Origin of the sequence: Pectobacterium wasabiae CFBP 3304 (assembly GCF_001742185.1) — a bacterium.
In the GTDB taxonomy this organism is placed as follows: Bacteria; Pseudomonadota; Gammaproteobacteria; order Enterobacterales; family Enterobacteriaceae; genus Pectobacterium; species Pectobacterium wasabiae.
Window position 1 is genome coordinate 3,099,157 of sequence record NZ_CP015750.1, and the last position, 12,968, is coordinate 3,112,124.

Consider the following 12,968-nt stretch of genomic DNA (forward strand, 5'->3'; position numbering starts at 1 on the left):
TCTTTCTACCTGATTAAACAAAAGCCGAACAATGTCGGAAGCCCCAAAAGGTTAAATCATCTCGTCGGGTCTGATCGCCCTGGTAGATCTTGTGCGCTGATAGGAGCTGGTTCGCCAGCTCACGCATGGGTTGGTTTTGATAGTGTTGGAGATGCTCTCGTAGCCGTCGTTTACCAAACATAATCCTGCGTTCTCCGCCAATTTGATCCGTCAATCCATCCGTGGTGGTAAAAAACATATCATTATCATGCAGCGGTAATTCGTAGCTTGACCACTGGTAGTCATAAGGTGTTTCGGTATAGCCGATACCCATTCGATCGCACTGAAGTGGCGTCAGTTGTCCAGTACGGCTTTGCAGCATAAATGCGGGCATCCGTGCACCGGAAAACGTCAGCGTGTTTCGCGTCATGTCGCAGAACACCAGCATTGCGTCGCAGCCGTCATTAGAAGTAGAAAGCTGGCGAGCTTCGTCACGTTGTCCCAGCGTGTCTTTGATATGGCGGTTGATCGCTTGTAATAGCTGCGCGGGTAGCATTGGACCGTGCTGGGTCAGCGCCTGTTCCAATGCAGAAGCGAAAATCAAGGTCATAAATGCGCCGGGTACGCCGTGCCCGGTACAATCTGCCACGGCGGCAAGCCAGCCGTTTTGATAGGTTTTAAAGGCATAACAATCACCGCCAACACAGTCCCGTGGTTCCCAAGCTAAGCACCAGTCGGCCAGAGAACGAGACATCGCCTGTGTTGATGTCGTCAGCATTGCAGCCTGAATCACGCTGGCATATTCGATGCTCTGCATAATCTGCTGATGTTGGCGCAAATGCATATCCGATACGGCCTTGATCAGATCGATGCCGAGTCCGATACCGATATAACGCCCGTTTTCGGTGATCATAAAGCCGTCCGTCAGTGATTTGTCACCAGTGATCACCGTTTGATCGGCGACGTCGTTTAACGACGCCAGCGCATCGATAATCAGCGGGTTTTTATCCATAAACGCGATGCAGCTCTTTTTGTCATACAGTTCGCGATAAAAAGGGCGGGACATTTGGGAGAGAAAAATGTGGCGGTTGATTAAGCCAAAAGGACGTCCATCCTCTACAACAGGCAGGCTGACCCATTCTTTGTTTTTACTGAACAACTGCAATACGGTGGCATTGTCGGTGTCAGGAGAAACATCCGGCAGAGGAATACAAAGATCTCGCGCCACCGGAGTACCCCGGAGGAGTGGTCGGGCGCAAGGAACGGGCATGGCGATCATGGTTAATCTTTGGGCGGATTTGTCTTTAAGTCAAAATACCCGCCCTTGATGACCAAATGATGACAACTCCCCGTTTGGGGTAAGGTTATTGTGCGTCTAATACGTTGAGCATGATCTGGTTTTGCCAGTCGAAATAGGGGTTGAAGGTCAGGCGCACATGGGTTTTACCACTTTCTATATATCCCCAGTCGGAATACCACAGCGTGCTGCGATCCGCGCAGGCCGTCAGGTCGTTATTGGTTTGTCCGTTGGCGCAAATAACGATTGAGCCTGCTTTGCCGTATTCCTTATTCTCTGGTGAAAACAGGAGCGACATATGTGAGAGTTGGCTGATACGCCATTCAGGCAACGAACCTGTACGCACTAACACGCGCGAAGAATGTACCCCGGCAGGGCGATCGCCGTACCAGATCAGACGACTGCGTGGGTTGGTAAACTGCGTATCGAACATGTTGACAATATAGGTCGTATCGACGACGGAATCATGCTCCGCCAGAACGATTAACACGGGTTTGTCATAAGGTTTTTTAGCCAGTTGTGAACGAACACCGCTGCTGGAATAGTAATATTGGGCGAAACCGTTAGTCGGTACGCGCATGTAGCGGGTCGCTAACTGCTCAGGATACCCAGGGCGCGGCGGCATTAGCCAGTCGGTAAATATGGACAGCAGTGGCGTCATGAAATCGTATTTTTCGTTGGATTTAATCGCGGGTGAAAACAGCACCAGCCCTTTGATTTCAGGGTGTTGTGACGCATATTCCAATACCAGATTGCCGCCAGTGGAAAAGCCGCCCAGATAGACCTCATCCACCTCTTTACTGAGGATTGCCGCCTGTTCGGTGACCACTTTGCGCCAGTCATCAACGGTGACGTGCAGCAGATCGGAGGGGCGCGTGCCGTGTCCCGGCAGCAAAACGGTTCTGACCAGAAAGCCCTGTTTGACCAATTTCGGTGTTATGTCAATGAACGAACCGGGGGAATCCCCCAGTCCATGCACCAGTAAAATCGCCTTATGCGGTTGACCCGCAGGGCGGGTTTCACTGGGGGTATTCCAGCGTAATTCCAGTTGTTTATCGGTGGTTTGGAAGGCGCGATGCTGCTCTACCCAGCGTGTCGTTTCCTGCTGATAGCGCTCGAATGATGGTTGCCCTAAGGGCGTCATATCACGTGGATTGCTGTTGCACCCCACCATAAAAAGCACGCCCACGAGGGCAAACAAACCTACCATCACCCGTTTCCAGATTGGCCACGAAACGAACCGGAATACGTTTATTGTCATTTATTCTCCTTGCCTGCTGGCAACATCAACCTGATAGCTAATGGGATAGGGCGATTCGACATCACTATATCTGAAATTATTTAGCAAGCATGGCACTCAACGTGCGGCGCTGTGAGGCGCATTGAAAAGGTAACCCGTTGCCTTTGTGGTTTGCGTCGTGGGGCTTCATGTTATACTTCGGACAAATTAGGCGTTTTTTCTGTCTTTTGGTCAGGCCAATATTACGATGGCCGATGTTGAATAAAGGGATGGCGGTATGCGTTTATATCAGCAGATTGGTGACAATCTTCGCGCGGAAATTCTGAAAGGAAACTATCAGATTGGCGATCGCTTGCCTCCCGAGCGTGATATTGCTGAAACCTACAACGTTAGTCGTAGCGTGGTACGTGAAGCCCTGATCATGCTGGAGCTGGAAAAGCTGATTGAGGTACGCAAAGGTTCGGGCGTTTATGTTATGCAACTCCCGACCGCGCAGGGGAAAGATAGCGTAGTCGACAGCGGCTATGGCCCTTTCGAGCTGATGCAGGCGCGCCAACTGCTGGAAGGCGAGGTTGCCGCATTTGCTGCGATGCAGGCCACCAAAAGTGACATTGTGAAAATGCGACAGGCCATTGAACAGGAAAGGGCATCGCTTGAGAACGGCAGCGTGGATGAAAGCGCCGATGAACAGTTCCATTGCCTGTTGGCACAGTCCACTCAAAACAGCGTCTTAGCCAACATGGTGTATGAGGTATGGCAAGCGCGTAAGCGCAGTCCAATGTGGCAGGGAATTCACTCTCATACCGATGATTTCAGCTATCAGCGCCAGTGGTTGGACGATCATGAACAGATCCTGCGTGCCGTATCTCGCCGTGATGTGAATATGGCGCGTCAGGCGATGTGGCAGCATCTGGAGAATGTAAAAATTAAACTGCTGGAAATCTCGAATGTGGACGATCCGACCTTTGACGGCTACCTGTTCGAGTCCGTTCCTTCCCGCCTGGAATCTTAATTTCCCCGTTATTCCCTTTTCTGTGTGGATTTTCTCTCCGGCATCGCATCAGTGTACGGAGAGAAAAGATATCAGACCAAATAACCCATTTCTGACTTTGCGTTTCACAATTGCCGCCTGAGTACGCATGATGTTAGTCCAAAAAATGGATTTTTTGTGTAATTGGTCAATCAATTTGCGAGTTTTGTTTGACAGCCTGTTTCGGTGAGGTAGGCTTTTACTATCTTGACGAAACAACTATTCTTGGCAAAAAAAGGGTAACTCGGTATGGAACAAACCTGGCGTTGGTACGGCCCGAACGATCCTGTCTCACTGGATGACGTTCGGCAAGCCGGAGCGACCGGCGTGGTGACGGCATTGCACCACATTCCCAATGGCGAAATCTGGTCGGTTGAGGAGATTGAAAAGCGTAAAGCTGAATTGAAGGCGAAAGGGCTAGTGTGGTCGGTGGTCGAAAGCGTACCGGTTCATGAAGAGATCAAAACCCAAACGGGGAATTATCGACAGCATATTGCTAACTATCAGCAATCGCTGCGAAATCTGGCACAGTGTGGCATTGATACGGTGTGTTATAACTTCATGCCCGTGCTGGACTGGACGCGAACCGATCTTGAATATGTGCTGCCGGATGGCTCAAAAGCGCTGCGTTTCGATCATATTGCCTTTGCTGCTTTTGAACTGCATATCCTGCAACGCCGCGGTGCTGAAAAAGATTACACGGCGGATGAGCAGGCACAGGCTGCTGACTACTACCGTGGTATGAGCGAAGAGGATATTGCGCGCTTGACCGGCAATATCATCGCAGGCCTGCCGGGGTCTGAAGAAGGCTATACGCTGGATCAATTCCGTGGACGTTTGGCGGAATATGATGGTATCGACCATGCCAAACTGCGTGAGCACCTTGGTCATTTCCTCCGTGAAATTGTGCCCGTTGCGGAAGCAGCCGGCCTCCGTCTTGCTATTCACCCTGACGATCCACCGCGTCCGATCCTTGGGCTGCCACGAGTGATGTCTACTATCGACGATATGCGCTGGCTGAAACAGACGGTCGATAGCCTTCATAACGGCTTTACTTTTTGTACCGGCTCTTACGGTGTGCGTGCCGATAACGATCTGGTTAACATGCTGGAAACGTTTGCCGATCGCGTGCATTTTACCCATCTGCGTGCCACCTGTCGGGAAGATAATCCCAATTCGTTCCACGAAGGGGCGCATTTGCAGGGGGATGTGGACATGGTGGCGATCATCAATGCCATCCTGGCGGAAGAGCTGCGGCGTCAGAAAGCGGGCGATCGTCGTCCGATCCCTGTGCGCCCAGACCACGGGCATCAGATGCTGGACGATCTGAAAAAGAAGACCAATCCCGGCTATTCGGCAATTGGGCGGTTGAAAGGGCTGGCGGAACTTCGCGGTGTTGAGCTGGCACTGAAGCGCACGCTATTTACCGAATTGCAGCAAGGCTGATGAAATGAAACAGACCGTGCTTTGTCAGCACGGTCTGGTGAAGGTTGATGTGTCAGGACCCCAGAGGAGTTTATACCCGTCATACTTCAAGCTGCTTGTGCGTTGGCAATACTCTGCTCATCTCTGAGCCTCGCCCTGAAGGGCCGCTTTCACGCAACTCGAATTATTTAGGGTATAGATATGAATTTTAATAGCTGAATTACAGGGCTTTCACGTTTGAACGGCTGACTTTACAGTTCTTGCTATCCCAGAACTCGCCATATTTCTCGGTTTTTCCTTTCCCTTTTTCTATACCTTTAAACTCTTCACATACTTTAGGGTTGCCGGCTTTATAGTTTTTAATACGCAGATCGCGGATTTCAGCGACATCACCAAAGTTGCGGTTTACACCAGCGATACTGTCGATGGTGCCGTTAACGGTTGCGCTGATGATAGTGAGGTTACGTGGGCCACCGTTGTTGGTGCAGTCACCGCAAGAGCGCCACAGTTTGCCGTGTTGGCCAGTCAGGGTGAAGTTGCCCTGTACGATCGTGTGGCTGTTTTTGGCATTCTGTTGCAGCACTTTGTCCGGCTTGCCGCCAGGGCCATTGGTGGTGTTATGGGCGATACCACCGACGATGGTCATGGTTTTACCCAGGTTGGTTGCTGCATCTTCACAAACGTCTTCCCAGATCACATTTTCAATCCGGCAATTGCCTGATTTACAGTGGATACCGTCAGAACCGCCTTTTTCAGAGATGCGCAGGTTCTTGATGGTGGCATTTTCCAGTGTGATAACAGGAGGCTGTTTGTCGCTGTCGCCTTTACAGCTCAGGCCCAGAGTAATACCGCCGCAGTCGACGGTTTTATCTTTAATTACCGCGCCCGCTTTACATTCTGAACTGGCGGCCTTCAGTGAAGCGGCGCGCAGTGGTGCGGGTGCCGTTTGTGCTGCGTTAGACTTTTGGACGTTATTATTACCGCTAACTGTATCCACCCAATACCAATAATCCGACTTCGGATTAGCGGTTAAATCCGTAAAGGTTCTGTCGGTGGAATTGAGTTCTGCAATTTTTTCGCTGCCAGCCTGGTTATTACTGGTGCTGCGATACACATCCTGGCGAATAACATTGCCTGCATCGGTAGACCAGCTTAAATAGGTGGCATTATCTTTTTTCAGCAGCATCAGCATGGTGTCATCAGCCTGAGCCTGAAAAGAAAAAGCAGCCGTACATAAAAATATCGGTGTTAAATACTTAAACATGTGTTTTTCCTTGTAAATTAAACGGATATTTTTTCTCTTTATTTATAATAAATAAAGAGGGAGTCCTAACGCATCGAGGGAAGTATATAGCAGTAGGTGTGGGATTAATAATTATTCAGAAAAAATATTGAGGTTAATCATATTATTTAATTTACTTTGTTATTATTTTTAATTTAATTTTATTAATTGTTAATTATATTTTATTTAATTATTTGTTTTTAATTAATATTTATAAGATTATTAATGAAGGTAATAAATAGATATCGAGGAAGGATAAAAATCTTACCACCTGCAGACTTCCGCGCGTGACGGGATTCGGTTTGTTTCCACGTTCTGTTGATGTTTCATTTAATTTTGCGGTGATAATTTAATCACGCATAAAACCCAGTGTTTTTTTAATAAGTATTGAGGGGTTTTATGTAAATGGACTTTTATTAATCTACATATGCATGTGCGATAGTTTTGAGTTTCTATAAAAGAGTTTTATTTTTCTTATTAAGTTAAAGGAAGCGTAATTCCTTTTTAGTAACAGAAAAATTACGGACATTTATAAGGTGAGGTTTGACATGGAATATCAATCAGGCAAGCGCGTTTTATCATTATCACTGGGTCTTATCGGCCTGTTTAGTGCATCTGCATGGGCTTCTGATTCACGAACGGTGAGTGAACCGAAAGCACCATCCGCTTGTACGACGCTTAAAGCGGACAGCAGTACGGCAACCAGCGCGATTCAAAAAGCGCTGAATAATTGTGATCAAGGAAAAGCAGTAAGGCTAAGCGCAGGGAGTACCTCCGTCTTTCTGAGCGGTCCACTCTCTCTGCCTTCAGGTGTTAGCCTATTAATCGACAAAGGGGTGACCCTGCGGGCTGTGAATAATGCCAAGTCTTTTGAGAATGCGCCTTCATCCTGTGGTGTGGTCGATAAAAACGGTAAAGGCTGTGATGCGTTTATTACTGCCGTGAGTACGACAAATAGCGGAATCTATGGGCCGGGCACTATTGATGGGCAGGGCGGCGTGAAGCTTCAGGATAAAAAGGTGAGCTGGTGGGAACTGGCTGCCGATGCCAAAGTGAAAAAGTTAAAACAGAATACCCCTCGGCTGATTCAGATTAATAAGAGTAAGAATTTTACACTGTATAATGTTTCCTTAATCAATTCCCCGAACTTCCACGTCGTCTTCAGCGATGGTGATGGGTTTACCGCGTGGAAAACCACGATTAAAACGCCGTCCACCGCCAGAAACACGGATGGTATCGATCCGATGTCGTCAAAAAATATCACTATTGCCTACAGCAATATTGCAACGGGCGACGATAACGTCGCGATCAAAGCGTATAAAGGTCGGGCGGAGACGCGCAATATCTCGATCCTCCATAATGACTTCGGTACTGGACATGGTATGTCGATCGGCAGTGAAACCATGGGCGTTTATAACGTCACGGTTGATGATTTGAAGATGAACGGCACGACCAATGGTTTGCGCATCAAAAGCGATAAATCGGCTGCTGGGGTGGTCAATGGTGTTCGATATAGTAATGTCGTGATGAAGAATGTCGCGAAACCGATCGTGATTGATACGGTATATGAGAAAAAAGAAGGGAGTAATGTCCCAGACTGGAGCGACATTACGTTTAAGGACGTGACGTCTGAAACTAAGGGGATTGTGGTGCTGAACGGTGAGAATGCCAAAAAGCCGATAGAAGTGACGATGAAGAATGTCAAGCTGACCAGTGACAGCACATGGCAGATCAAGAACGTTACCGTTAAGAAGTAGTTTGATTACTACGCTGTTTTGTCATGACAGCGCCGCACGGGAAACCGGCGGCGCTGTTGTTTGTCATGCATGATTTGTAGCGTGGCTGACTTAGCGTTCGCGCAGCGCCTCATTAACCTTGTTCAGCGGTTTAACTAAATAATCTAAGACGCTTTTCTGTCCCGTTCTTATCTCAACGCTGGCGACCATGCCGGGTACGATGGGGAATTTTTCCCCGGCTTTGTTAGTCAACTCTGCCTGCGTGGTACGCACATAGATACGATAATAAAACTGATCGCGCCTGACTTCATCCTGAAGAGTGTCAGGCGACACGCTTTCGACTTCGCCGGTTAAATTACCGTAGATGGAAGAATCATAGGCGGTGATTTTTACCGTAGCGGGCAAACCCGGCCGAATATAGGCAATATCGCGTGGGTTGATGCGCGTTTCGATCAGCAACTGATCTTCCAGCGGTACGATCTCCATCAGTTTACCACCCGGTTGCAGCACGCCGCCGACGGTCGTGACCTGAATATCTTTCACGATCCCGCGTACCGGTGAGGTAATGGTGGCGCGTTTGAGCTGGTCGGCTTTTCCACTAACCACTTCCCGCTGTGCTTCCAGATCGGCATTGTTTTTGACCTGCTCTTCCCGCGCCCGCACGGCGTACTGGTTGCTGGCTTCGTCTATTTTGCCACGGATTTCACTTATCTGGCGGCGTAACCGGATCACTTCGACGGCGCTGGCGGCCCCGCGCTGCACCAGCGGCTCTGTCATCCGTAGCTCCTGCTCGACCAGCCGCATCGACTGTTGCAGGTTGGCGATGGTTTCATTGCGATTGCGCAGGCGTGATTCATAAAGCTGACGTTCACGCGCGGCCAGCGCAGGCTCCTTCATGGTTTCCTCGCTGAACTTTAGCGGTTCGCCGCTAAGCTCGGCGTGTAGACGTTCAGCCGACGCCCGTAGCGTCTGCACGCGGGAGAACGCTTCGCCATAGACGGACTGGAAGCGGTTGATGTCCAACTGCGCCAGCACTTGCCCCTTCTCGACGACATTACCCTGTTGTACGAACAGTTGACCGACGATCCCGCCATCCAGGCTTTCAATCACCTGGGCGCGGGTTGAGGGCGTCACCTTGCCGGTCCCGACCGATACCTCATCCAGCACGGCGAATTTGGCCCAGACAAAAAAGACGACTAGCCCCAGCAGACTGAGCCAGATAATGACGGATACGCGTCGACCCTGGCGTTTCAGGTCATCATGGATCGTGATGCTACTCATTGTGTCTCCCCTTAGGCCACGCTCTGTGCGGTCTCTGCCGGTTTGCTGATGGCCTTCAAAATCTGGTCACGCGGGCCATCTGCCACGATGCGTCCGCCATCCATGACGATCACGCGGTCAACCAGCTTGAGCAGCGCCGGCCGGTGCGTCACGAGAACCAGCGTGCGGCCCGTGAGCCAACTACTTAATTGGTGAATAACGTGACTTTCCAACTGTTCGTCCATGGACGCAGTAGGTTCATCGAGCAGCACAATCTGAGGATGGCGTAACAGCATTCTGCTGAGCAGGATCATTTGCCGCTGCCCACCGGATAAACCGCGCCCGCCTTCATGAATAACGCGATCCAGGCTGGCGGCATCCTGTTGGATCAGGCTGAGTGCGCCGCTAATGTGTAGCGCCTGCAACAGATCTTGTTCAGTGGCATGCGGGTTGCCGAGCATCAGGTTTTGCCGCAGGCTACCGAAGAACAGGCGTGATTCCTGCGACAGGAAGCCCAATTGGCGACGGACATCTACTGGATCGATCTGGCTGATGTCCACGCCATCAATAATCACCTTGCCGCGCGTCGCGGTAGCCTGATTGGCAAGCAGCTTGAGCAGGGTGGATTTCCCCGCACCGACCTTACCGAGCAGCGCTACTTTTTCGCCCGGTTTAATCTCCAGCTTGCCGATCTGCAAGGCGGTATCGCCCTGTTCCGGATCGTAACTGTACTGCACGTTGTGGAGTTGGAAGTGCCCTTGAAGGATCGGGCAGTGCGCCATTTTTCCGTCTTCCGGCCGATCCAGCGGTTTTTGCAGTAAATCATCCAGCCCGGTCATGGCGGTTTTCGCATGCTGCCAGCGGGAAAATACCATCGTTAACTGCATGAGCGGGGCGATGGTGCGGGAAGAGAGCAGGCTACAGGCCACAAGCGTACCGGTGGTGATGTCGCCAGAGAGCACCAGATAGCTACCGAACACCAGCATGCCGGCATAGGTTAACTGCTGGACGGTTGACGCCCAACCGCTGAGCCGAGCACCCCAGATGCGCTGTTTCATCCCGATGACGGCGCTAACTTCGTGTGTCTGCTCCCATTGGCGCTGGAAGTAGGGTTCAGCCTGTAACGCTTTGATATCTTCGACCCCTTCGATGGACTCGACCAGCACAGCATTGCGCAAGGCACTTTCGCGCATGCCTTCTTTAGCGAGTTTTGCCATCGGCCATTGCAGCATCAGGCCGGGGATCACAATCAGCGGGATCGCCAGCATAGGGATCAGCACCAGCGGCCCGCCGATCATCGCCATGATGCCGAGAAACAGAAAGACGAACGGCATATCGGCGGCGGCACCGACGGTGGTTGAGGTCAGCAGTTCACGAACCTGATCGATTTCCCGCAGTTGCGAAATAAACGAGCCAGTGGATTTAGGCCGGGCCTCATTTTTTATCGCCAGCGCGCGGGCGAACAGCATCCCCGATACGTGCAAATCGATGCTCTTGCCCATCAAATCGGAGACGACGGTGCGCGACAAACGGATGGCATACTCTAGTGCCGCAGCCAGCAGCACGCCGAAAAACAGCACCCACAGAGTGGGTATTGACTGTGCCGGGATTACGCGGTCATACACCTGCATGGAGAACAAAATCCCTGCCAGCGCCAGAACGTTACCCACGATAGACGCCAGAGAGATCTCCCCAATCTGTCGTTTGGCGCCGCGAAAATGTTGCCAGAACCAGTGCTTGCGGTACGGTTTGACAAAATCATCGATGCGGGTATCGCGGCCACGCTCTGCGATGCCGACCAGCACGATAATGCCCTGACTGTGTTTGATGAGTTCGGTCAATTCGGCTTCACGCCGCAGGTCGCCGCCGTCATTCAGCCAGTAGGTCGCGATCCCCTCGTCATTTAATGATTCGATGACGATGACGCTCCCGTCGTCGGTTTCCGCCAGCACGGGTAACATCTTATTGCGCCAGCGGATCTTCTCCGTGTGTCGCAGGCTGATGGTTACCCCCATCAGGTGGCTGATTTGTTCTAACTGCCGGGCAATGGGCTGCTGTTCATACCAGCGCATCTGCTGGCGCACCGACTGGGTATCGACCACTTGCCCATAGTGGGCGGCGGCGCGTGCCATCGCCGCAATCCAGATCTCAGTTTTGGTTGCTTGCGTCATTCACATTCCTACCGATTCTTGTCTGGCTTACAGTGACGGTAACGTCTCGCCACTGGCTTGATAACGCTCAATACCCAGCATATCCAACAGATTATCGACGGCTGCGGCATAGTTAACCGCCGCCTCCCAGCCGTCGTATAACGCGCCGATACGTGAGGTTTCGGCCTGCAACACGTCTTGTTCGACGCTGAGCAGATCGTTCAGGCTGCGTTTGCTAAGCTTGTATTCATCCTGATAAACGTTGCGAGTGTAGGTCGCGCTGGTGATTTGCTGCTGGCTGGCTTTTTCACGCTGCTGCGCACCAATCAGATCGGCATAGGCTGTTGAGGCTTTCTGATTCATATCCAATTTTACCGCTTCGACTTCGGCCTGCGCTGCTTCACGCGTGCCTGACGCGGCATCAACGCGTGCGCTGACAGCCCCGCCTTGATAAAGCGGGGCTTCCACAACCAGTTGCAACTGGTCATCCCAGTAATTACGCCGGTCAGTTTCATAGCGGGTACGGCCTGCCTGTACGGCAATGGTGGGCCAGTGCTGAGCTTCCGCCTGACGGATCCGCTGGCGCGAGGCCTCCTGTTTGGACTGTGCGCTCAACACTGCGTTACTTTGCTGGTAGGGGAGCGCTTTGAGCGTAATCTTTTGTTGCAGCAGCGCGCGAGGCAGCTCGGGCAGGGCGGTGGGGATGACGCCAGTCAACACGCTGAGCTGCGCCAGCGAGGAACGCTCCAGCGCCCGATATTGTTCCAGCGTTGCCTTCATGCCCGCAATGCGGGTTTCTGCCTGTAGGATATCGGATTGCGTACTGAGACCCGCATCGGAGCGGAGCGTGGCGATGTCTTTTACCTGACTGAGTGACGTGATATTGCGCTCTGCCGCCTGACTCAGTTCCTGATAGCGTTTGACTTTCAGGTAGGTGAGCAAGGTTTGCTGGCCTACCGTGGTCATGACGCCATAGAGTTGGTAGCGATAGGCATCTGACAGGTTGTGCTGTTCATCAATACTACCGCCCGTCTTGCCGAAATCGTACAGGAGCTGTTTCAGCGTGATACCCGCGGTGGAGTTGTTGCTCATCGTGCTACTGGTATCACTTTGATCCGACCGGCCGACATTGCCGCTTAAACCGATTTGCGGAAACCAGGCGCTTTGCGCCACGCGCAGATCGGCTTCACCGACGCGGATTTGCGCCGAAGCTTGTGCGATTTGCGGGTTGCGTGCGAACGCGCGAAGAATGGCCTGCTTGAGATCCAGACTATCAACCTGTTGTTCCGTCGGTGCGGCAGACCAGTCAAACGCGACGGTCTGGGCGAGCGACGGTGAGCTATAGAAGGCTGTGAGGCTACCGCAGGTGAGTCCGAGCGCCAGCACATAACGCGGTGTGTGAGTCAGAAAAGCGATATTGCGCAGAGAAAATGTGTCCCTGATAAAAAATGGTTTGTGCATCAATGGCCCCTGTTTTTATTACTCTTTGCCTTCGTTCCTTTAGAAGGATAGTCAGCCTGTAGCTAACATGGGTTGTTTTTTTATAACTAACCCTTTAACGCCTCCCCC

9 protein-coding genes are annotated in these 12,968 nt (G+C 51.5%); 3 read left to right on the forward strand and 6 right to left on the reverse strand.

Translation table 11 applies throughout. The annotated features are described in order from the left end of the window. Positions 1–13: 13 nt before the first annotated feature. Entirely contained in the window at positions 14–1,258 is a 1,245-nt protein-coding gene (locus A7983_RS14075) for a SpoIIE family protein phosphatase (RefSeq protein WP_005975948.1), read from the reverse strand. Between the two features lie 85 nt (positions 1,259–1,343). Continuing rightward, positions 1,344–2,537, reverse strand: coding sequence for an alpha/beta hydrolase (locus A7983_RS14080; RefSeq protein ID WP_005975949.1), 1,194 nt, complete (start codon positions 2,535–2,537; stop codon positions 1,344–1,346). 256 nt (positions 2,538–2,793) lie between these two features. On the opposite strand from A7983_RS14080, the gene A7983_RS14085 reads away from it, so the two are divergent. Next, positions 2,794–3,528 carry an FCD domain-containing protein gene (locus A7983_RS14085; RefSeq protein WP_005975951.1) on the forward strand — a complete coding sequence of 245 codons (735 nt, stop codon included), beginning with the start codon at positions 2,794–2,796 and terminating at the stop codon, positions 3,526–3,528. Between the two features lie 267 nt (positions 3,529–3,795). Continuing rightward, positions 3,796–4,992 (forward strand): mannonate dehydratase, encoded by a 1,197-nt coding sequence (uxuA, locus tag A7983_RS14090; RefSeq protein ID WP_005975952.1) that lies wholly within the window; start codon positions 3,796–3,798, stop codon positions 4,990–4,992. Between the two features lie 199 nt (positions 4,993–5,191). On the opposite strand, the gene pelI is transcribed toward uxuA, so the two are convergent. Further along, a complete protein-coding gene (gene pelI / locus A7983_RS14095) occupies positions 5,192–6,235 on the reverse strand; it encodes a pectate lyase PelI (protein WP_005975954.1) in 1,044 nt (347 codons plus the stop codon). Positions 6,236–6,801: 566 nt separating this feature from the next. Here pelI and A7983_RS14100 point away from each other — a divergent pair. Next, complete coding sequence (locus tag A7983_RS14100) at positions 6,802–8,010, forward strand: glycoside hydrolase family 28 protein (protein ID WP_005975957.1); 1,209 nt, start codon at positions 6,802–6,804, stop codon at positions 8,008–8,010. A gap of 90 nt (positions 8,011–8,100) precedes the next feature. Here the strand turns inward: A7983_RS14100 and A7983_RS14105 are convergent, their stop codons facing one another. The 3 genes from A7983_RS14105 to A7983_RS14115 are packed head-to-tail and all read right to left on the reverse strand — an operon-like array spanning position 8,101 to position 12,860. Further along, on the reverse strand, positions 8,101–9,270 hold the full coding sequence (locus A7983_RS14105; protein ID WP_005975958.1) for an HlyD family type I secretion periplasmic adaptor subunit: 1,170 nt from the start codon (positions 9,268–9,270) through the stop codon (positions 8,101–8,103). Positions 9,271–9,281: 11 nt separating this feature from the next. Beyond that, complete coding sequence (locus tag A7983_RS14110; RefSeq protein WP_005975960.1) at positions 9,282–11,420, reverse strand: type I secretion system permease/ATPase; 2,139 nt, start codon at positions 11,418–11,420, stop codon at positions 9,282–9,284. Positions 11,421–11,447: 27 nt separating this feature from the next. Beyond that, positions 11,448–12,860, reverse strand: coding sequence for a TolC family outer membrane protein (locus A7983_RS14115; protein ID WP_005975962.1), 1,413 nt, complete (start codon positions 12,858–12,860; stop codon positions 11,448–11,450). Positions 12,861–12,968: the final 108 nt, after the last annotated feature.